This is a genomic window from Gammaproteobacteria bacterium (genome assembly GCA_013214945.1).
In the GTDB taxonomy this organism is placed as follows: Bacteria; Pseudomonadota; Gammaproteobacteria; order Enterobacterales; family Psychrobiaceae; genus Psychrobium.
Genome location: JABSRT010000009.1, coordinates 90807 through 111466, shown reverse-complemented (window position 1 = coordinate 111466; position 20660 = coordinate 90807). Strand labels below are relative to the sequence as shown.

18 protein-coding genes, 1 other RNA gene and 1 pseudogene are annotated in these 20660 nt (G+C 42.4%); 6 read left to right on the top strand and 14 right to left on the bottom strand.

What is annotated here, in order from left to right:
- Positions 1 to 32: 32 nt before the first annotated feature.
- The 6 genes and pseudogenes from HRU23_08810 to HRU23_08785 all read right to left on the bottom strand — a co-directional run bounded on the left by HRU23_08810 (position 33) and on the right by HRU23_08785 (position 7527).
- Positions 33 to 1148 carry an ABC transporter ATP-binding protein gene (locus tag HRU23_08810; GenBank protein NRA54228.1) on the bottom strand — a complete coding sequence of 372 codons (1116 nt, stop codon included), beginning with the start codon at positions 1146 to 1148 and terminating at the stop codon, positions 33 to 35.
- Positions 1149 to 1471: 323 nt separating this feature from the next.
- Positions 1472 to 3004, bottom strand: a complete 1533-nt coding sequence (locus HRU23_08805) for an aldehyde dehydrogenase family protein (protein NRA54227.1) — start codon at positions 3002 to 3004, stop codon at positions 1472 to 1474.
- Between the two features lie 206 nt (positions 3005 to 3210).
- Positions 3211 to 4671 carry a PLP-dependent aminotransferase family protein gene (locus HRU23_08800; GenBank protein ID NRA54226.1) on the bottom strand — a complete coding sequence of 487 codons (1461 nt, stop codon included), beginning with the start codon at positions 4669 to 4671 and terminating at the stop codon, positions 3211 to 3213.
- A gap of 206 nt (positions 4672 to 4877) precedes the next feature.
- On the bottom strand, positions 4878 to 5096 hold the full coding sequence (locus HRU23_08795) for a dodecin domain-containing protein (protein ID NRA54225.1): 219 nt from the start codon (positions 5094 to 5096) through the stop codon (positions 4878 to 4880).
- 198 nt (positions 5097 to 5294) lie between these two features.
- Positions 5295 to 5542: pseudogene (locus tag HRU23_08790) on the bottom strand (hypothetical protein).
- A gap of 236 nt (positions 5543 to 5778) precedes the next feature.
- Positions 5779 to 7527: a methyl-accepting chemotaxis protein gene (locus tag HRU23_08785; protein ID NRA54224.1), complete on the bottom strand. Its 1749-nt coding sequence runs from the start codon at positions 7525 to 7527 to the stop codon at positions 5779 to 5781.
- A 333-nt stretch (positions 7528 to 7860) separates the two neighbouring features.
- Between HRU23_08785 and HRU23_08780 the strand changes: the two genes are divergently transcribed.
- Together HRU23_08780 and HRU23_08775 are read left to right on the top strand one after the other, a co-directional pair.
- On the top strand, positions 7861 to 8586 hold the full coding sequence (locus tag HRU23_08780; GenBank protein ID NRA54223.1) for a sulfite exporter TauE/SafE family protein: 726 nt from the start codon (positions 7861 to 7863) through the stop codon (positions 8584 to 8586).
- A gap of 510 nt (positions 8587 to 9096) precedes the next feature.
- Complete coding sequence (locus tag HRU23_08775; GenBank protein ID NRA54222.1) at positions 9097 to 10326, top strand: MFS transporter; 1230 nt, start codon at positions 9097 to 9099, stop codon at positions 10324 to 10326.
- Between the two features lie 424 nt (positions 10327 to 10750).
- Here the strand turns inward: HRU23_08775 and HRU23_08770 are convergent, their stop codons facing one another.
- Positions 10751 to 11671, bottom strand: a complete 921-nt coding sequence (locus HRU23_08770; GenBank protein NRA54221.1) for a DMT family transporter — start codon at positions 11669 to 11671, stop codon at positions 10751 to 10753.
- 133 nt (positions 11672 to 11804) lie between these two features.
- Between HRU23_08770 and HRU23_08765 the strand changes: the two genes are divergently transcribed.
- Positions 11805 to 12266, top strand: coding sequence for an Lrp/AsnC family transcriptional regulator (locus HRU23_08765; protein ID NRA54220.1), 462 nt, complete (start codon positions 11805 to 11807; stop codon positions 12264 to 12266).
- A gap of 412 nt (positions 12267 to 12678) precedes the next feature.
- On the opposite strand, the gene HRU23_08760 is transcribed toward HRU23_08765, so the two are convergent.
- A complete protein-coding gene (locus HRU23_08760; protein NRA54219.1) occupies positions 12679 to 12915 on the bottom strand; it encodes a prepilin-type N-terminal cleavage/methylation domain-containing protein in 237 nt (78 codons plus the stop codon).
- 624 nt (positions 12916 to 13539) lie between these two features.
- On the opposite strand from HRU23_08760, the gene HRU23_08755 reads away from it, so the two are divergent.
- Positions 13540 to 15246 carry a methyl-accepting chemotaxis protein gene (locus HRU23_08755; protein NRA54218.1) on the top strand — a complete coding sequence of 569 codons (1707 nt, stop codon included), beginning with the start codon at positions 13540 to 13542 and terminating at the stop codon, positions 15244 to 15246.
- A 338-nt stretch (positions 15247 to 15584) separates the two neighbouring features.
- Here HRU23_08755 and HRU23_08750 read toward each other — a convergent pair whose 3' ends face one another.
- The 5 genes from HRU23_08750 to smpB all read right to left on the bottom strand — a co-directional run bounded on the left by HRU23_08750 (position 15585) and on the right by smpB (position 18715).
- Positions 15585 to 16193 carry a LysE family translocator gene (locus HRU23_08750; GenBank protein NRA54217.1) on the bottom strand — a complete coding sequence of 203 codons (609 nt, stop codon included), beginning with the start codon at positions 16191 to 16193 and terminating at the stop codon, positions 15585 to 15587.
- Positions 16194 to 16273: 80 nt separating this feature from the next.
- On the bottom strand, positions 16274 to 17209 hold the full coding sequence (locus HRU23_08745; protein NRA54216.1) for a LysR family transcriptional regulator: 936 nt from the start codon (positions 17207 to 17209) through the stop codon (positions 16274 to 16276).
- A gap of 127 nt (positions 17210 to 17336) precedes the next feature.
- Positions 17337 to 17576: a hypothetical protein gene (locus HRU23_08740; protein NRA54215.1), complete on the bottom strand. Its 240-nt coding sequence runs from the start codon at positions 17574 to 17576 to the stop codon at positions 17337 to 17339.
- A 191-nt stretch (positions 17577 to 17767) separates the two neighbouring features.
- Positions 17768 to 18122, bottom strand: a transfer-messenger RNA (tmRNA) gene (gene ssrA, locus HRU23_08735).
- Between the two features lie 110 nt (positions 18123 to 18232).
- A complete protein-coding gene (gene smpB, locus HRU23_08730; protein NRA54214.1) occupies positions 18233 to 18715 on the bottom strand; it encodes an SsrA-binding protein SmpB in 483 nt (160 codons plus the stop codon).
- Positions 18716 to 18998: 283 nt separating this feature from the next.
- Here smpB and HRU23_08725 point away from each other — a divergent pair, with 283 nt between their 5' ends.
- Both HRU23_08725 and HRU23_08720 read left to right on the top strand, forming a co-directional pair.
- A complete protein-coding gene (locus HRU23_08725) occupies positions 18999 to 19430 on the top strand; it encodes an SRPBCC family protein (GenBank protein NRA54213.1) in 432 nt (143 codons plus the stop codon).
- The gene (locus tag HRU23_08720) at positions 19423 to 19776 is read left to right on the top strand and encodes an RnfH family protein (GenBank protein ID NRA54212.1); all 354 of its coding nucleotides are present in this window, start codon (positions 19423 to 19425) and stop codon (positions 19774 to 19776) included. Before HRU23_08725 ends, HRU23_08720 begins: the two co-directional genes overlap by 8 nt.
- A gap of 62 nt (positions 19777 to 19838) precedes the next feature.
- Here HRU23_08720 and HRU23_08715 read toward each other — a convergent pair whose 3' ends face one another.
- Positions 19839 to 20384, bottom strand: coding sequence for a peptidylprolyl isomerase (locus tag HRU23_08715; GenBank protein ID NRA54211.1), 546 nt, complete (start codon positions 20382 to 20384; stop codon positions 19839 to 19841).
- Positions 20385 to 20660 lie beyond the last annotated feature (276 nt).

Genomic DNA, 20660 nt, shown 5'->3' with positions numbered 1-20660 from the left:
CGTTTTTGGTGGGTTAATATAAATATTTGAGTTTAGGGTGCTAACGCTAGTCCACTGGCGGTCGACCAAGTTAATTTTGCGAGTTCGCCGGGCTGGAAAATTGGCGCCATGCTGTCATTAAGAGACTTGACCATTATTTCTAATCCATTGGATAATTTGAAGAAATAACGAATGGAATCACCGACATAGAGCCTGGTCATAAAAGTGACATTAATGTGATTATCCATTAATTGGCCGTTGGCAATAAACAAGTTTTCGGGCCTGATCATTACATTGCAAGGCTCATTTTCTTGCGGTGAATTTGAGTTGCTCGTGGTAACGATAGCGCCATCTTCGAGTCGAACATGGTTTAAGCCGTCACTGCACTTGATAACCGTGCCAGCGATCGAATTATTTTCCCCGATGAAATTGGCCACAAAAGCGTTGGCTGGTCGCTCGTACAGATCTTCAGGAGATGCACATTGTTCAACAATGCCGTTGTTAAACACCGCAATACGGTCAGACATGGTCAGCGCTTCAGTCTGGTCATGGGTAACATAAATAGCAGTAAAACCAAGATCTTGATGTAAGCGTTTAATTTCAAACTGCATTTGTTCTCGAAGATTTTTATCGAGCGCGCCAAGAGGCTCGTCCATTAATACAATGCTCGGTTCAAAAATTAAGGAGCGTGCTAGGGCCACTCGTTGTTTTTGGCCACCTGAAAGCTGACCTGGATAACGTTTAGCAAAATTAGATAGCTCAACTAAGGCTAAGGAGTCTTTAACTCGTCGCTCTACTTCACTGGCAGGTAACTTTCTAACTTTTAGTGGGTAGGCGAGATTTTCTGCAATAGTCATATGAGGAAACAAGGCGTAATGTTGAAAAACCATGCCGATATTACGATGATAAGGCGCAATGTTAGTGACGGGTTCGCCGTTGATAAGAATGTTGCCGCTGGTGACATCTTCAAAGCCTGCTAGCATCATTAAGCAGGTGGTTTTTCCTGAACCTGAGGGACCAAGTAAGGTGACAAATTCTCCTTTTTTTGTATCGAGATTGAAATTTTTTACAACCAAGTTTTTTTGATCATAGCTTTTTTTAACATTCACGAATTGGACATAGTGATCATCGTCATTTGCCTGATTCGCTGCGGCTGTGCTACTTGTCATCAATTTGAAACCTCTACTATTATTCTGTTAGTGAACTGAGAATATTGCCGGGTTTTTCACTGGAACCTTAAGATATTAAGCTTCAGGTTACATACTATTAGTATTGTTCGAACGTTATAATGTTGTCTTTTTAACCAAGCCAAAGAAAATTGCACTATTGACCATAGTGCAGAGTGTTAACACTTCTATAGATCCAACGCTAACTCAATGTTCGATCCAGATGGGGTTACTTATCACCGTGGCCTTGATGGATTAAAATCAGCCAAATAATTAATAGTCACGGCCTATTTCGTATTTTTAATGCTTTGAATTAAAATAATTTTCTAGTTGGCCACACAGCTTCGTACTTTATTATCTTGTGGTTGAACAGCCCCAGATTGCTGGTCTTTAGGGTTAATTACTCGCACGGTGGCGACTTTATTTTGAGTGAAAAAGTCAATTGCGTCTTTGCCCTGAACCTTGTTATTGCCAACTAAAGATCCCTTGATCCCGCCAAAAGGTAAATAAGGGTGAGGCGCACAAATACCCACATTAACGCCAACCATGCCAACGTCTGCTTGGTTGATAAAATGCTCGGTGTAATAGCTATTTTGAGTAAAGATACAAGCCCCGTTACCCATGTCGTGTTGCTTAATCATTTTTAACGCGCCATCAATACAGCCAACTTTGATCACACTTAACACTGGACCGAAGATTTCTTGTTTGGCAATTGTCATGCACGGGGTTACGTCGGTAAAAATAGTCGGACCAATAAAGTAACCATCATTGTTTAACTTAGCAACAACTGGATTACGGCCATCGAGCAACAAGGTTGCGCCCTCGCTGATGCCTGTTTCAATTGCACGGTGAATTCTGTTTTTGGCGGTTGCTGAAATGACCGGGCCCATAAATACCTCGGGGTCCATTGCATCACCTAGGGTTATTTTTTGTGAAGCGGCGAGCAAACGTTCGATAAATTCATCGTAAATCTCAGCCACAACCGCAATGTTAGACACCGCTAGGCAGCGTTGACCTGCAGCGCCATAACCAGACATTAAAATATTATCAATCAACAAATCAAGCGGGGCGTCTTCCATCGCAACCAAGAAGTTTTTGGCGCCACCGAGCAGCATGGTTTTCTTGCCACTGCGGCCACAACCTTGCGCTATCGCTTTGGCGGTTGGGGTTGAACCAACCAAACAGACACCTGCGACATTGTCATCGTCATACCAAGCTTCAACGACAGAGCGATCGCCATGCACGACATTAACCACGCCTTTGGGCAGACCAATATCGACTAGTAGCTGCATCATTTTTTGCATAAATAACGGAGATTCAGTCGATGGCTTATAAACAAAGGTATTGCCAGCGCCGATAGCAAAGGGAATAAACCAGCCGAATACTAAGGCGGGGAAATTAAAGGGTGCTACGCCGCAGAAAACGCCGAGCGGCGCTTTAATCAGGCGACCATTAATATTGTTGGCAATGCCTTGCACAGTTTCACCTTGTAACATGGTCGGAATAGCACAAGCCATTTGCAGAATTTCGATCACCCGGCTCACTTCACCGCGCGCTTCCGATATGTGCTTGGCTTGATCCAAAGCAATGGCAATAGCAAGTGCTTCTAAATTGTCTTCCATCGCCCGTAACATTTTAAAGATATAATCCATCCGTTTTGGCAGAGGCAAGTCGCGCCAAGCTGGGAAGGCGTCGGCTGCTGCCTGAACGGCCTGACTCGAGGTAGCAGCGCTTGACAGTGGAACGTCACCAATGACTGCGCCCGTTGATGGGTTATATAAGGACTCTTTGGCGCTATTAGGTTGTTCTACCCATTGGCCGTTGATATGATTTTTTATGGTAATAAAATTGGCATTCATTATTGCAGCTCCGGTTCTTCTACGTGATGTAGTTATACCTAGAACATCGCTGGAAGTGGACGTTCTCTCGGATCTGAATATAGGGTAAGGAGAAAGGGCTTTATAGTACCAACTCAGTGCCTTTTTTTAGATCCAATAGTCTAACTTATCGCCCAGTTCCGAGTCGCGCAGACATAATAAAACGCATTGTTTAGCGTTGTGATAAGTTAAGTTATCTGCTTGATTAATTCGCTTAACAACTTGATTCCCGGCCTAATTTTTTCAGTTTGGATCGCTGAGTAACCGAGCCTGAAATAGTTCTTTTTGACATTGTGGTGGAAATAAGAATTGCTCGGCTCAAGCACTATGCCATGTTGTAACGCGAGGCTTTTTAACTGATTGGCATCAAGCTCAGCTGGCCCCTGGACCCAAAATGCCGAGCCACCAAAGACCGGAGCGGTGGCCGAACCCGGTAAATAATCTTGCAAGGCTTGGTCTAATGTATGCCAGCGCTCTTCATAGACCTGAACTAAATTACGGATTAAAGAATCGTGATGACCACGGGCCAAAAAGAGACCGATGGCGCGTTGATTGTTCATTGGTGGATGACGTAATATCATTCGTCTAAATTCGCGTAGCTCGTTAATTAGTTCCTTTGATGCGACCATGTAACCTAGCCTTAACCCCGGCGCTAAGGTTTTTGAAAAACTACCGAGGTAAATAACGCGATCGTTATCATCGAGGCTTTTAAGCGCAGGAGTCGGATGGGATGCAAAGGTCGTTTCGCACTCATAATCGTCTTCAATAATAAGAAAGTTTTTGCGCGATGCTTGTTCTAATAAAGCGAGTCGACGTGGCAAGGGCAGGGTGACAGTCGTCGGAAATTGATGGCTAGGCGTGGTGAACACAACATCGCAATTGTCGAGCTGTTCGTTGATAATTAACCCATCATGATCAATAGCTAATGGTTTTATTTTGGCACCAGTAAGGCTGGCGATACTGGTTAAATCTGGATAACCAGGATCTTCTAAGCCAAAGGTTGACTTTTTATCCAGCAGCAAGCGCAGCGTCATATATAGCGCGTGTTGAGATCCCACTGTAATAAGAATTTGTTCAGGATCGACCCAGATACCGCGTCGCGGTAAAACTCGGGTATGAATTTGCTCGATTAGCAAGGGATCATCCTGATCAAAACGGTCACCTGACCAGTCCCTAATCGATTGCACCGACATCGACTCACGGCTGCACTCGCGCCAATGATTGGTTGGAAACATTTTAGGATCGAGTTGGCCGTAAATAAATGGATAAGGGTAATCTTGCCAGCGTGATATTTTATTATGGGTCGGTGGGGTGCTGCGTAATTTTATGCAGCGCTCCCAATTAGGCGACGTACCTTTAACCGCTGGGATCTGAACCGAGTCACGAACGCAGCTCTTGAGAATTTTTTCATCAACATAAAAGCCGGCGCGCGCCTTTGACACAATATAACCGTCATCAATTAAATGTTCATAAGCCAAAATAACGGTATTGCGAGAAACCAATAACATTTCAGCTAACTTGCGGGTTGAAGGCAAGGCAATGTTACGCGGAATATGACCACCGACAATGGCTTTACTTATCTGCTCACGGATTTGTTGCTGCAAGCTTGCATCGCTATCCGGCGACAGCTGAAATAGATGATTTAGCATGTATTACCTTTATCAAAACTCGGGTGCTGATCATCTAAATACGGCTACAAATTGATAAAATACGACAGTGAGACGTTATTATATTGAGACGGAAAGATCATGAAACAGCGGCTGCTACAATAAAATAGTCGCTCTACCATATAGTTAATTTACCGTCAGTGTCTATCTAATTTTTGAGCAGATTGCTTAGTCTGCCAGCATTTTTGTTAATGCTGGCTTGGCATCCTAAAACCAACCTTTAAGCTAACCTGATAATGGCCAACCTTGCCCTCGACAATATGGCCGCGAGTTTCGGTTACCTCAAACCAGTCTAATTGTTGGTTGGGCTGGTTACAGTGACTTATGGCATTCTCAATCGCCTCTTCAATGCTGGTGGTGGACGAACCTACCACTTCGATTTTTTGATAACAATGGCTTGTGGACATGACGATTCCTCTTTGTGAAATTACGTGAGTTATACCAATTGCAATAAAGGCTGTAATATCAATATAGCGGAGGATTGAGGGTGCTGCTTAAAAGTCGTCATTGTTGCAGGATATTTAACTTAGCCAGCGGGGATAAATAACTGCTCGATGCCGTAGAGAGCCTACGACACCGGTAGTTATACTTGTTAGCGTATAATCTTAGTTTTTCTTCATGTCTCGGTCGTAGTTTAAGCGCTTGGCCGCATCGAGAGTCAACATTTTCATAAAGGCTTTTACTTCGCCGTCGCTGCCGACAGGTGCACTGGCGCCGCCGCTACTGCCACCAAACACAGTTGTTGGTACTTTTCGTTGAGCAAAGGCTGAGCCCATAATGATTGAATTTGAATTTCAGCATCTAACTTCTGAGCCAAGGTGTTATCAGCGAGTAAAATAACTTCTTTTTTATAGCCGCTAGGAAAAGATTTAAAGCCTTAACGTAACAATAAATTGGTGTCGGAACACACGCAGTGGCTGTTGGTCATTAACTAAATGACGAGCACTTTAGTTAAAAGCACTTTAATGAAGAGCACTCTAATTAATAGCACTGGAATTAACAGCACTGGAATAATGACGGTATGGCAGGTTCGTGGACGCTAGCAAATAGAATAACTAGCGGCCACAGGATAGTTCCTAAGCTAAAAGCTTAATATTTAAACTTAATCACTAAATGCTGTAGTTCATCGATCATATTATTGAGCTCGTCGCTCGACTTTGACGTGTGCTCAGCTGCCGTGCTGACATCATTGGTTAATTCGCTGATCCGGGCAATGCTTTGATCGATACTGTTGGCCGCAATCGATTGTTCTTGAGTCGAGTGGGCTATTTGCTGATTGGTGTCGTTGATCGCGCTAACCGACAGTAATATTCCACTGATTGACTCGGTGGTTTGGGCTGCATCTTCAAGAGTTTGACTGGCGTTAACACTATTTAACGCCATTTGAGATACTGCACTGGCTGCTCCAGCTTGCAATTTCTCAATCATCTTTTGAATTTCATCAGTCGACTCACTCGTTTTGCCGGCTAATGATCGTACTTCGTCGGCTACCACGGCAAAACCACGACCTTGTTCACCGGCTCTGGCGGCTTCAATGGCGGCATTAAGCGCTAATAAATTGGTTTGATTAGCGATACCGCGTATTACGTCAAGCACCGAGCCTATAGCGTCGGTTTCTTTGGCTAAGTTATTAACTGCGGCCGAGCTCTCGTTGATTTGGTCTGACAACGATTCAATTGCACCCATCGTATTAGCGACAAGTTGCTGGCCATTGCGACAGGCTTGTTGTGCCTGTTTTGCTTGTTTAACTGCGTCATCGGTACTGACATTAACTTCTTGAACCGTGCTGGCAAGTTGGCCGGTAGCAGTGGCGACTAAATCAGTTTCTTGGCGCAAATTTTGCGCGCTATTATTGGTTGTTTCACTAACTTTGGCACTGGTTTGTGAAGAATCACTTAGTTGATCGGCACAGCGCGCCAATTGCACAATAATATGATGAAACTTTTCTAACATTGCGTTAAATGCAGTGCCTATATCACCCACTTCATTATTACCTTGATAGCTTATGCGACGACTTAAGTCTGAGTTTCGATCAATATCTGTAATTACCGAAGTGAGCTGCCGGATGGGTGTGATAATAGAACGCGCCATTAACACACCAAAAATCAAACTAATAATGGACGATATGGCCATAACGATCCAAATTTGTGACGTTAGGTTATGACCTGACTGTGCCACTTGCTCGCTACCTACTAATACCTGATTCGCAGCTTGGCGTACTTGGTCACCCGCAATTTTGACGCCTTGGTTAGCTTCTTTAACAGCATTGCCGGTTTGCTCTAAAATTGCATCAAACATTGCATTCATTGCCATGCTATGAGTTTGAGCTTCACTAACTTTTGAGCTAATTCGATGCTTAGAGGCATTGCTTTTAGTGCGTTCTACGGCTTGAGCAATGGTCGAATTAAAATCTTCTAGATAAATAACGACAACCTCAGCAGCCTCTGCGAGACCTTGATCAAGAGATGATATTTGTTGTAATTTAATTCTCAGTGACTTTTCCGCTTTGTTTATTTCTGCCTGAGAGCGGTCGCTGGTCGTTAATACCCAATCAAAACTCCAATACAGGTAAGTCGAATAAAATGCATAGGCTTCAAGTGTTGTTGTTTGCAAGTTTATTAATTGCTCTTGATCGCTAACCAAGCTACTTTGCTGATTAACAGCGTCGGTTTGGCTTTGCAGGTGGGTCGTGTTTCCTTCGATTGAGGTAACCATATTCGCGACACTGTTTAAAATAAAACCTAGTGCAATAAGTAAAATAGCAATTGAGCTAAGGCTCATTAATAGGGTGCGATGAAAAATAGTGAAACGAAAATTAAAGGTTGAGGATACAGCCATGGGGTATTACCTTTCGTAGTGCGTTGTACTTGTCATGCAGGGGTCATTACAACCAGACGATATTAAAAGAGCGGCCAAATTAGCCAGCAAAAGTATCATTTTAATAAGAGATTAAACGCTTGTTTTTATTTTGAACGCAATAACCTAACATCTAATACTCATGGTCGCAACAAATCGTTAACTGGGTTTGTTGGTGTAATTGTTTTGTTTTACGAAAAAGTCTTTTATTATTAACGTTTAATTACTACTTAGGCGCGGATTTAAATTAATTTTAATTGAACTGACCTGAAGTAGAGATAAATTTGTTAACGAAATTAAGGAGCCACCAATACGATGCTTGACGATCCAATATTATTGCTAATCGCGTTTGTTGCGGTGATGTTTGGACCAACGCTGCAAAGTTTAGCTGGCTTTGGCATCTCAGTTATAGCAGCCCCTGTGTTGGTCTTGATTGATCTAGACTTCTTAGCTGCGCCTGTCTTAATCTTTGGTTTCTCTCTTTCATTACTAAATACCCTACGGTATCGAAAGCGGCTCCAGATTAATAATACAAAATTAGCGTTAGCGGGACGTCTAGCAGGCTCCGTGGTTGGCATTATGTTATTAGGAATATTATCACCATCAACCTTTGTCGTGATATTTTCGTTGCTCATTATGGTATCTGTTGCGCTGACTTATCATCGCTTTGCGGTAACTAACTCTACGCTAAACTTAATTATTGCGGGTTTTTTTTCTGGCGTGATGGGCACCACGACGGGTGTCGGCGGACCACCGATTGCGCTGGTTTACCAAAACTGTACGTTACACCGTGCTCGCGCTGAGCTGGGCTTATTCTTTCTTATTAGCACGATGATATCTCTGGCACTGCTGGCGATAACAGGCAATATTAGTGCGAAACAAATGGATTTGACTTGGCCATTATTACCGGCAGTTATTGCTGGTTTTTATCTCTCGACCCTGATTGAGCACTTATTTAAACCGCATTATTTAAAGCCTGTCATTGCAATCTTTTCACTGCTTTCTAGTGTGATGATTTTAGTAAAGGTTGTCGTTTTTTAATCGGCATAACAATACTCAATTTTAGTCATCAATGCACAAGGTCTCACAGGGTCATTTTTAGATTAAGTGACTTTGATAAGATTATGCCGCTGCAGTATAAGCGACACCTTACACAACATCTATTAACGTGCTAACCCTGCAACAAACATGGCGACACTGTGTTGAACAAGTGGCATAAAGTACTCAGCGTACCTTATGTTAGCGAGAAATGAGTTGCCGAAAATACGGCATATTATGCTCAAACGTCCCCCTTTGGATCATTAGATAATATCGCAGCCTATTGCAATAGGCTCACTTGAAAATCAATTACGGTGAGATATTAAAACAATAATAAGTAAGCTGTTTAGCTCTAGGATGTCGTTATTGACGGTGCAGGAGTCGTATAAGCTACGTTCTATTTTAAGTGATTTATTTATCTTGTATTTGTCGGTAATACTAGGCAATTTAATAGCTCATTGGCTAGTCGTGCTACCGTTAAATCAGTTATAAAAATAAACAGGAGGTTACACCTTGCGAATTGCTGCTACTTTTGGTCTTAATCAGATCGTTAGCCATGGCTTTGGGGTGTTTTTATTTGCTGCTTTGGTGCCACTGATGCGTGAAGATATCGCGCTTACGCATTGGCATTTGGCGACGATTGGTGCAATCTCTCAACTAGCATACTTAGCGGGAGCCTTATTACTGGGGGTGATAGGGCACCGCTTGAGCAGTGCAACGTTAGCACTTGGTACGGGCACCATCTCGACAGGGCTGTTATTTACAATGTCACAAGTGCAAGACCCATTAATCATTACTATCGTACTAGCAACTCTTGCTGCTAGTGCTGCGATTAGTTGGGGCACTATTGTCGAGATTATTAGCCGCTGTGCCAAACCAGAACAATGTTCTACCCAGCTCTCTTGTGCCGGCAGTGGCACAGCTTGGGGTTATGGAATTAATGGCTTGCTTATTCTTGTCGTTGTACCAAGTTTGGGCTGGCAGGCAAGTTGGCAAGCGGCAGCTGCGTTTGGGGTGTTTGTTGTCGTGATGACATGGCGACTATTAGCGAGAATTAGCAGTGACGAAGCCCGTCAAACTGCTGGGCCAGCGACCAATTCATCCGCAGACACCAATATTCCTGCCGCCAACACAATTGCTGCTAAAAAATTATTTTCGGTCATTATTAATGAACGTACGGCGCTGTTTTCCTGCATCATTTGTTTCTTGGTAGGTATTTCTGCTATGCCATTTGCTACTTGGTTTAATACCTATTTAGATGAGCTAGGCTTGCCCGCCGCGCTAGGAGGATATACGTGGAGTATTGTTGGCCTTAGCGGCATGGTGGCTGGTTTTGCGGCAGGATTTATTGCAGATCGCATGGGGCACGCTATTGCGCTGTTGGTGATATTTAGTGGTTTTGGCATGTGTCTGGCTTGTTTTATTTATCAGCCATCGCGTTATGCCTTAATAGCAGGGTTTGGTTATGGGTTAATGTACTTTCCTGTATGGGGGATCTTGGCGGGATGGATTAGACAGCGGTTTTCATCAACAGCCACCATGCAGATTAGCAGTATTTGCATGGTGACATCGGGTTTAGGTGGCGCACTAGGTAATCTGCTGGCAGGTTATATTCGCGAGGTAAGCGGCTCGTTAGATCTTGTCTATCTGGCTATTACAATGGCTGTTATATTGCTGGTGCTGTTAATGATATTTATTATTTGCTTAGATCTTAAAAAGAACCAAGCAGTTACAATAAGTTGATTGTCTTTAGATTAATAATCATGGGTTTACTAAGTTGTGGCAGTTATGGTGCTGTGTGCAGGATTGCCCAGCCATTCTAATCACTCGACTTTGTTAACAACGGTACTTTTAAAAAAAAATAAACTAAAGGTGCCGACATCAGGGTGTTGTTAATAAGGGTGTTGTTAGTAAGAGGGCATTTAAAAAATGACAAGCAGATCCACGCGCTAAAAATGGGATTGGTGCAATGAATTATCAATTTAAATCATCGAGCCTAAGTACGAAAAAGTACCCAAAATTAAGCGATCAATACATGCTGACGAAGATATTTTAGAAGGCATATTGTTTTAAACAAGAGCATTACGCGTGACGTGAGTAGTGCTCTTGTTCTTTATTTAGCAACGGCTGACTATTAGTACAGCGCTAGCGCACGGTACTTTTTTTATCAGCCATTATTCGTCCTGTTTGTTAAATAGCTGCTGGGCAGGCGCAATATTTTTAATGAAAACAACATGCCTGTCGCAACAAAACCAAGCCCTAAATACTCGACCAAGGAAATTGGCTCTTTAAGGATTAGCGCGCCAAATAAAATAGAAAAAGGAGGAACCAAAGCGGTGAAAACAGCGCTGGTACTAGGTCCTAATAAGCTAATCGCTTTAGAATAAAAATAGAGCGCTAAAATCGCGACTACCACGCCTTGAAAAACCCCCTGAAAAATTAGCGTATTTAAAGGTTGTTGTGACAATTGGCTGTTCATGCCAAACCAATAAATAGGTAAATAAATGAACATAGAAACGACCGATACTAATGCCGTAGCCGTCCACGGATTAATCTGCCAGCGGCGACATAACAAGGTGTAACTGGCCCACAGCATGCCACAGCCTAAAAACATCAGATCGCCCAGTAAAGTGCCACTAGAAATATCACTGATTCCACTGCCGCCAACGACAAAAATACCGGCTAAAATGAGCGTTACTCCAATTATCCGTGCAGTGCTAATCGACTCGCGTAACCACAATACACTGCCTAAAGTAGTGAATGCTAACATTGAGGTTGGCGCAATAATGCCAAAGTGAGCGTTGGGCGCTAAAGTAAGGCCGGTGGTAGCCAGTAACACATAAGGCGCGCCAGCGCCGATTGCTAGCAGCAGGCCCTTGCTGGCAATTTGCTTTAACTTGATCCCTTGGTACAACAGCACTGGCAATAACAAACAACCAGCCACGCCAAAGCGTAATGCTGCAATATCAGTGGCTAACAAGTTATTGTTGGTGGCCATTTTTGATAAAACTGGCCACGCACCCCAAATAATTGCGGCTAGCAGGCCAAATCCAGCCCCCATCATTTTGTCATTATTGGTTATGCTCATCGCTATTGAACCTCGCATTTATAATATTTCTAATAGATTATCTTAATTGTTTTATTGCACTGTTACGCTGCGAATGTCATCTTGTTAAGTCGTTAAGCTGCATATTAGTCGAATTTGAGAGGAAAATAACCCGATGGATGATTTTGACCTGCATATTTTAGAGTCACTACAGCAAAACGCTAAGCTGTCGACTCAGGCGCTTGGTGACCAAATAGGTTTGTCAGCGACAGCATGTCAGCGTCGGATCAAGAAATTACGTGACAGTGGGGTGATTAAAAAGGAAGTTGCGGTGCTCGATGCTACGTTAGTTGGCAGTTATGTTACCGTGATTGTCTCTGTCATAATGAAGCAAGGAGGCGCAGCGATTATCGATAATTTTCGTACTAGCATGCTTGAGCATGACGAAGTTCAGCAATGTTATTATGTGACAGGTGATGCTGATTTTATTTTAATTATTGCGGCGGCCAATATGCTGCAGTATGAAAAAATAACTCGAAAGTTATTCTTTAATAATACCAACATCCAAAGATTCAGTTCGTCGGTCGCGATGGAGAATGTCAAGGTGGGGCTCGACATTCCAATGCATCTCCCCTAATGGCGTGATGCTCCTCTACAGCATCATAACAGCCAAACAGTTTAGCTTGGAGCAAGCATGTCAAACGGGGGGCGTAGCCCTTCATACTACCCAAGCAAGTGTTAACTAAAATATTGCTTGCGCGTTGATAATCGAATGACCTTAGTGACTATTTGGGTTGTTAAGTTAATTGTTAATCGTGAGTTTACCGCTATTTGAATCATAAAAGTAAACTCAGGCAGGTCGACATAGGTGTAAGTGCAACTATTACAGCCTCATATACTGATTTGAAATCGGCTGTGTGATCACTAGCTACTAAAGCATCTTGTGAATCGAGCACTGCGCGCCACACATCATCACAGTCTCTACTGCTGTCCAGGTTTCGGCTATAACCACGGGCAGCCGATATTATTAACGCAAATATCTCCCCCTGCTACCTGGTCCAAATAGTGATGAAATTTTGAATCTCTAGTCCGTTCCCTCTAATGAGCCAAGTAAAGTGTACTCGCTCTACACCCGCTCTAAAGGCTGCAGCAATAGCGGTAAAAGCCGCTTTTTGGGCTTCTTTACCTAGGTCAATAAATTTAGGGGCTGCTGTGATGGCGATAATGACTAAAATCACAATGACTAAAATCAGTTCTATGAGGGTAAAACCTTTGTTTTTAGTTATATTCGACCTCCGGTGAGGGTAAGCAAACTTAGTTGACCACTACACAATAGTGCCAGTATAGCTCCGGAGGTAAATTGAGGCGGAAGAAAGCTAGCGCAGCGGCCAGAAAATCATAATAACGACAGTAAGTATTTGGGATGAAAATATAAGGTTATATGATTATATTTTTTATTAACAGTTAAACCATTGTTAAATTAATAGTTAGGTTCTTGGTGTTAGATGTTTTATATCAAACGTAAATTGTTAAGCTATTGTTGTTTCTGATAACAGAGTGATGACCCGCTTTTACTTTTATTTTATTGAGCTGTCGATAAGTGATTTTGATGTGAAATAGCCTTATAACTAGGCTATAAAATTAATGGAAATATTGCGTCGCTCCTGTTACTAAGTAATACTAAAGCATTAGAAAAGTGGATTTTTCTAATGCTTTAGGCTATGTCGTTGAATTATGGAGAAAAGTATTCGAAACGGCCAGGTAGATGCTGTTTTTGGAATGATTATTAGGGAACGTTTTTACTTGCAGGTAGCTTAACATTGTCTTAAATAAGACTTGTTATATTAAATTTCAAGATGCGACAGAGCCATTAGATATTTTAATATACAATTAACAAAGAAGTTTAAATCATGAAAATAAGAACCAAATTACTGACTATTTTTTCCCTGGCTATCGTGATGATTAGCCTTGCTGTTTTTTCTGAAAAAATGGCTTCAGACAAAAATAAACAACAGTTCGAAGCCAGTACAAATCGTTATTTGTCCTTTGCCCTTGCCGATGAATTTCGACATACTTCAATGGACCTTACCCGACTTGCTCGAGCATTTGTTGCTACCGGCGAACAACAACATTGGGACGAATACTGGAATATTGTCAAATGGCGTAGCGGTGAACAAATTCGACCTAGCACAGTCAACGCGGCGCTTTATCCTAGTCAGTTGAAAAAACAAAGTGACATTATGCGTGAGCTCAACTTTTCAGCTAAAGAATTTGCGCTGCTCAAGCACGCAAATGAACAGTCGAACGCGTTAATTAAAACTGAAGACCAAGCGATGAAAACCATCCGTGATGGTCGCATTGTTACCGGGCCCTTTACTCCTGCCCTTGGTGAAAGCGTAAAAGCCTTTGCCTTAAGAATTGTATTCGATCAAAACTATCACCAGGAAGTAGCCAAGATCATGGCTCCTGTAGAACGTTTTTTTGCAGAAATAGATAGTCGTACCTCAGCTGAGTTACACAGTGCCAATCAAGCCGCTAGCTTTTGGATGAATCTGGCTTTTTCTTTACAAGTTATTGTCGGCCTAATTGTTGGCTTGGTTATCATATACTCGGTTAAAAGCGTGTTTAACCCGCTGGATAAAGTCGTTAGTGCGATGCAAGAGATTGGTAATGGCGATGGCAATATTAGCAGCCGCCTTGAAGAGCGTGGTAATGACGAACTTACTGCGTTGGCTAAAGGGTTTAATCGTTTTGCCGACAATATTCAAAATCTAGTAGGTCAGGTTCGGGGCTCGGTTGATGATATATCAGTAGCGTCGACCCAATTAAGCACCACGGCAGAAGAAACCGAGCAAGCGGTATTTCAACAAAAACGTGCTATAGACCAAGTATCTGCAGCGACAACTGAAATGGTAGCAACGGTGCAAGACGTCGCCGAAAATGCCGGTGACGCAGCTACCGCAGCAAGCGATTCAGACAAAGAGGCTACTCAAGGGCAGGTTATTGTTACGCAGGCAATTAGCAGTATTAATCAGCTGACTTCAGAAATTGAGCACGCGTCGAATGCTATTTTGCAAGTTGAGAAAGACAGTAATACTATTGCGACCGTGCTTGATGTTATACGTGGCATTGCCGACCAAACTAACTTACTTGCATTGAATGCCGCGATTGAAGCTGCCAGAGCAGGTGAGCAAGGTCGCGGATTTGCCGTCGTTGCAGATGAAGTACGTACCTTAGCACAACGTACTCAGGACTCGACTCAGGAAATTCAGAGTATGATCGAGCGCTTACAAGCCAGTGCGAATACTGCGGTTACAACTATGGGCGCTAGCCGTAGCCAGGCTCAAGCTTGTGTTGAACACACGAGTAAAGCCGGTGACTCTTTAGGTCGGATAACTGAATCGGTAGCCGCTATTACCGAAAAGAATACCCAGATTGCCACGGCAAGTGAGCAGCAAAGTGTTGTTATTGGCGAGATCAGCCGCAATATCCATGACATTCTAGACATGGTTGAGCAGACGTCTAGAGGATCGCAGCAAACAGCGGTTAGCAGTGATGACTTGACTCGTTTATCTGAGCAGTTGCAAGGTCTTGTTGGTCAGTTCAGAACCCACTAAGAGCAATCTAGGCGCTAGTCTCCGCTCTTAGTAGGATTAGCGCCAGTTTTGTAACATAGCCACTCCAAATCAACGGCCCAAAGGCTGTTGAACCGATGGAGTCATAGAAACAAAAAACAGCAGCAATAGTTGAACTATTGCTGCTGTTTTTTTTGTTCTCGTTCATGATAGTGTTGGCATGCATGACTACACTAGGTTTTAAGTATTTAAAGCCTAAGCCATTCACTAAAACGTCATCTAACAAAAGCGACTAAATTACGTTTAGGTTATTAGCTATATGCCGAATAAGAGCTTTTCTAATGAACTTGCACTCGAGAATTTTTAGTATCGTTATCTGTTTATAAAGCCACTCGTGCGGCAACGGCTAGCAGTCCAATGCCGGTGACTTTGTCAACGATATGAGCATTGGCTTTTAATTTCACCAACAAATTCGATTGTGATAAAACGATAACAATAAGGCAATACCATAAGGTGTCAGTGCTAACAACGGTAGCGACCATGATGGCACTGTGTTGCCAACCTGCCTGTTCGTCAACAAACTGACCGAACAGGGCCAAGAAAAATATCGTTAGTTTGGGGTTAAAAAAAGCGATAAAAAAGCCGTGTAAAAAACTTTGTTTGAGCGTTACTGTTGGTCCTTGTTCGTCCAATTTGGTTACTGCCGCTTTAGAGGTTAGTGATTTATAAGCTAGCCACAGCAACATAATCACACCGGCATATTTTATTAAGTTAAAAAGCCAGGGCGTTTCTTTAATGATAATTGCCAAGCCGATAACCGTTAAAGTAGCATACAGCGCAATACCTAACCCGTGCGCCAAACTTGCCACCACACCATTCATTCGCCCACCTGAAACAGTATGTTTCAATACGACAGCTAGGCTTGGCCCTGGAGTCATCGCTCCCATCATACAAATGAAGGCCAAGGAAGCCCATGCCGTAAATTCCATATTTTTATCCTTTAAATAATCAAGCTTAAGAAACAGTGATTATGTTAAGGGAAAATCGTTATGATTAAAAATTGCCATTTTTACTTATTAGTATGAATTAATTTCATGCCTTGCTTGATGCTTTGCTGCAGATGTTGCTTGAGTAATGGATAACACAACTCTCTAAACCATTTATGTTCAGGATCTTGATGATGCTTTGCATGCCACAGTAAATAATAGTGATGCGGTTTTATATCCAGAGGTAACTGTCTTATTTGTAAATCGTAATTTTGTGCAAAATCGACAGCGATGTGTAATGGCGTTGTCAGCATGGTATTTGTTGTTAATAACAACTCGATTGCCGATTGAAAAAAAGGCACCGTGGCGAAGATGTTTCTCTGTCGGCCAACTTTTGATAAAGCGTAATCCACCGAGCTATCTTTATCCCCGCCACCGCTGATTAAAATGTGTCGGGCATTGATATAGTCATCAAGAGACATGCCACTATCGGATTGGGCATGGGAGGTCCTAAAGACAACAACCAACTGGTCTTCTGCCATCATTTTTCCGTGCAAGTTTTCGGGCACTGTTTTGGTGATGGTTGACACGAGATCCAATGAACATTCCGCTAATTGGGATAACTTATCTTTGTTCCATAACTCATATTCAATGCTGGCACTGGGCGCGTCGAGTTCCATTTTACCAAGAATTGATGGGAAAATGGCTTGAGCAACATAGTCGCTGGACGCAAATGTAAATTTTCTATTGCACAGGCTTGGATCCATAGAATGTGGTAAATATAAATTGTCTAGTTGTTGTATCAACAAGGGAAGTTGTGATTTTAGGGCTTCGCCCTTTTGTGTCAGTACGAAGCTATTTGCCTCTCTGATGACAATTTTGTCATGAAATGCCTCGCGAATTTGATTCAACGTTTTACTCATTGCCGATTGCGTAACGTTTAATTGTTTTGCAGATTCAGTAAGATTTCGAGTTTGTAATATTGAAACTAACGCCGGTAATAACTTGTAATTATTCAAAACAAAATTGCCATACTAGGTGATAAGGCAGTCATGATAACTTAAAGGGGATAGGGGCTACAAAATTAGAATTTAGATATTTATAGTGTATTAGTCGGTAGGTCGGTCGCTTGATTGGTTTATTTTATTATTCGTTACTCTCATCGATACAGGCTTTTATGCCGTGTTGCTTGCCATTATTATAGCCTTTGAAATAGTCTTCATTGTTCAAGTCAATGGCAACAGTCGTTGCTCTTATATTGCATTGAGCATTATAGCCAACGGCATGCCCATCGCTAAAACCAACATCATATCGTTCTTGAGCATTTGGGCTAAGCACTTTAAAGATTATAAATATGATCACAGCCAAAGCGATTACATGTTTCAAAAGTTATCTCCTTTAAGTTGATCATTATAGCAACGTGAATAATTTACCGACCTATTTTGCGATGGGGAATAAATGAGGGAGGCAAGAAATGATTAGTGGAATTGAGTTTTTATTAAACGCCAGCCAATAAAAAAGGGCCTATCACGTGAGTGATAAGCCCTTTTTAAGGTTTGCGGTAACAAACCCGAATGTGGTGGAGGCGGCGGGATTTGAACCCGCGTCCGAAAAACCTACATCCTCGGTCCTACATGTTTAGTCATGTCTTTTAGTTAACCGCGACCACTCCGACAGACAGGATTGATATTGGCGAGTCAGATTGGTTTTAACGCTTCAACTCCTGACAAAGTTTCCACGCGATCAAATGTAGGGTGACTTTCCGAATCTCTGCGCATAAGAAACACCTGAGTGGAAAGCTAGCTAGCCTAAGCTGCTAGAGAGTACTGTTCGTCGTTTGCGAATAGTTTAAGTGCGGCTTTTTACGAGGCCAACCGCCCCTCGACATGCACCTTGGGTTTCAAGAATCTCGTCGAATCCAGAATCGCCCCCAAGCGATAATTCAATTCTACGCGTTGCGGCGCGTGATCGCAACTAGCGAATTGTTGTTTGTTCTTTTAATCAGCAAATAAGTTCGCTGATTAGGCATTACGTAAGTTGTTTTAACGTAATGAATCTTTCATCACGCGAGACTTTTCACGATCCCAGTCTTTGGCTTTGTCGGCATCACGTTTGTCGTGATCTTTCTTACCTTTACCAACGCCAATTTCTACTTTAGCCCAAGGACCTTTCCAGTAAAGAGACAAGGCAATAATCGCAAAACCTTGACGTTCTACAAAGCCTGTTAGCTTGTCAATTTCACGACGATTTAATAATAAGCGACGTGGGCGCTCTGGCTCACAAATTACGTGAGTACTGGCGGTATTAAGCGGGGTAATGTAACAACCTAGCAATAAGGCTTGGTTATTTTGAATGATTACATAAGCGTCGGTAAGGTTAACCTTGCCAACTCGCATTGATTTTACTTCCCAGCCTTGCAGCTCAAGTCCTGCTTCGGTTTTTTCTGAGATGATGTATTCGTGGTGGGCTTTTTTATTTTTAGCAATGTTACCGCCACCTGCTTTTTTGCCTTTATGGTTGGCCATATAATATTTTAAACTCGTCAGTGATTCAGGGCTGCTTGCTTTATTACGCGGCAAATTAATTGGTTGGCGCGTTAAGCCCGACAGAAATTGGCTTAAGTTTAACAGTTAATTAAAGCCGATCAATAGTCAATGCAATGCCTTTGTTAAAACTTAAGCCAGATAAGAATAATTCTAATGAAAAAAATTTAATAACTTATGAACTGCACCGTCTATCGACTTAAGATAGCAGCTTATATTGATTACACGCTGTGTTATCATGGCAAAAATTTTTTTAGGAATGATGATGGCGCAGGTTAACCGCAGTGCTTTAGTGATGTTTAGTGCGGCTCAAATGTATGATTTAGTCAATGATGTTGCCGCCTATCCAGAATTTTTACCAGGTTGTGTTGGCAGTTGTGTTATTGAGCTAAAAGATAACGTTATGACTGCCAGCGTTGATGTATCAAAAGCTGGGGTAAAAAAAACCTTCACCACCACCAATACCCTTATTCATAATCAGCGCATTGACATGATGTTGCTCGATGGCCCATTTAAAAAGTTGCAGGGCGGGTGGCAGTTTGTTGCATTAGACGAACAAGCTTGTAAAATTGTATTAGCGCTCGATTTCGAGTTTTCAAACAAGCTGGTCGAAATGGCGTTTGGCAAAGTATTTAAAGAAATGGTCAACAATATGGTTAAGGCATTTACCGAGCGAGCAAAAACAGTTTATGGATAATAATACGATTAGTGTGCTGGTGGTTTTTGCACTGCCTGATCATCAAAAAGTTATAGAATTAAAAGTAGAGCCAAACGCAACTATTGCTGAAATTATTGTGCAATCAAATATTAGTCGTTTTTTTTCTGAGTTTGATTTTAGTGCACCCAAGGTTGGCGTGTTTAATCGTTCGGTTAAGCTGACCGATGTTTGTCGCGATGGTGATCGGATTGAAATATATCGGCCATTAGTGGCAGATCCTAAAGCGGCACGGTTAAAGCGCGCACAACGGGCAAAAGATGAAGGTCGGGCCGATAAAGTGACTGGTGGCCGGGTTAATCCGCAGCGCAAGGAAGATGAAGAATAACGAATTTAATTACTGAGGTATGAGACTTATTGCTGCATACCTCAGTAATAGTAGTAATAATATTAGTGGCTAGTGCCACAACATGAATCGTCTTGCTCTGCTTCATCATGATCGACATCATCATGAGAACCACCACAACAACCGCCGCCAGCATGGATATGACCGTGTTCTAATTCGGTTGGCGTTGCGCCGCGCAGTTCAGTAATTTCTACTTCAAAGCTAAGAGTCTTGCCAGCAAATGGGTGGTTGCCGTCAACGGTAACGAATTCGTCGTTCACTGCTAGCACATTGATCTGTTGTGGACCATTTTCAGTATCGGCAGTAAATTGCATCCCAGGCTGAGGATCAAGACCGGCGAAAGACTCAATAGGAACGTCTTGCTTAAGCGATTCGTCGTAAGCACCGTAACCATCTTCAGGTGCCACAGTAACGCTTAGTTGATCGCCAGGTTGCTTGCCTGTTAATTCTGACTCAAGGCCAGTAATTAAGTTGTTATGACCGTGCAGGTAAACCATTGGCACACCATCGTCAAATGAGTTTTCTATTTCTTGCTGGCCGTCGCTCAAGCGGTAATGCAGAGTAACCACTATGTCTTTTTCAATATGCATCATTTTGCCTCAATAATTTTGATGACGTAGTGTACCTTAATTGCCTTAAGTTTAACTACGGTCAGATTGAACTTTTGTGGCTAATATCTTTGTTAATTCGCCTAAATTGTTGGCTAAATCAGTCAAGACTCAATCCATTTATAGCCCCACAGTAGGCGATATAACATGATTACGCTGCTAACTGTTGCTTAAGTAACCAACTGAAAGCTTAGTAAGACTAAAGTTCAATCACTTGTTAGTTGTTTGTAATTGACATCATGGCTAAAAGTGGCCATG

What these genes read in the sequence shown, in the direction of transcription:
- HRU23_08805 (NRA54227.1), bottom strand. Translation starts at nt 3,004, where the DNA reads ATGAATGCCAATTTTATTACCATAAAAAATCATATCAACGGCCAATGG.
- HRU23_08750 (NRA54217.1), bottom strand. Translation starts at nt 16,193, where the DNA reads ATGGAATTTACGGCATGGGCTTCCTTGGCCTTCATTTGTATGATGGGA.
- HRU23_08800 (NRA54226.1), bottom strand. Translation starts at nt 4,671, where the DNA reads ATGCTAAATCATCTATTTCAGCTGTCGCCGGATAGCGATGCAAGCTTG.
- HRU23_08715 (NRA54211.1), bottom strand. Translation starts at nt 20,384, where the DNA reads ATGCATATTGAAAAAGACATAGTGGTTACTCTGCATTACCGCTTGAGC.
- HRU23_08755 (NRA54218.1), top strand. Translation starts at nt 13,540, where the DNA reads ATGAAAATAAGAACCAAATTACTGACTATTTTTTCCCTGGCTATCGTG.
- HRU23_08720 (NRA54212.1), top strand. Translation starts at nt 19,423, where the DNA reads ATGGATAATAATACGATTAGTGTGCTGGTGGTTTTTGCACTGCCTGAT.
- smpB (NRA54214.1), bottom strand. Translation starts at nt 18,715, where the DNA reads ATGGCCAACCATAAAGGCAAAAAAGCAGGTGGCGGTAACATTGCTAAA.
- HRU23_08780 (NRA54223.1), top strand. Translation starts at nt 7,861, where the DNA reads ATGCTTGACGATCCAATATTATTGCTAATCGCGTTTGTTGCGGTGATG.
- HRU23_08795 (NRA54225.1), bottom strand. Translation starts at nt 5,096, where the DNA reads ATGTCCACAAGCCATTGTTATCAAAAAATCGAAGTGGTAGGTTCGTCC.
- HRU23_08765 (NRA54220.1), top strand. Translation starts at nt 11,805, where the DNA reads ATGGATGATTTTGACCTGCATATTTTAGAGTCACTACAGCAAAACGCT.
- HRU23_08770 (NRA54221.1), bottom strand. Translation starts at nt 11,671, where the DNA reads ATGAGCATAACCAATAATGACAAAATGATGGGGGCTGGATTTGGCCTG.
- HRU23_08785 (NRA54224.1), bottom strand. Translation starts at nt 7,527, where the DNA reads ATGGCTGTATCCTCAACCTTTAATTTTCGTTTCACTATTTTTCATCGC.
- HRU23_08810 (NRA54228.1), bottom strand. Translation starts at nt 1,148, where the DNA reads ATGACAAGTAGCACAGCCGCAGCGAATCAGGCAAATGACGATGATCAC.
- HRU23_08725 (NRA54213.1), top strand. Translation starts at nt 18,999, where the DNA reads ATGGCGCAGGTTAACCGCAGTGCTTTAGTGATGTTTAGTGCGGCTCAA.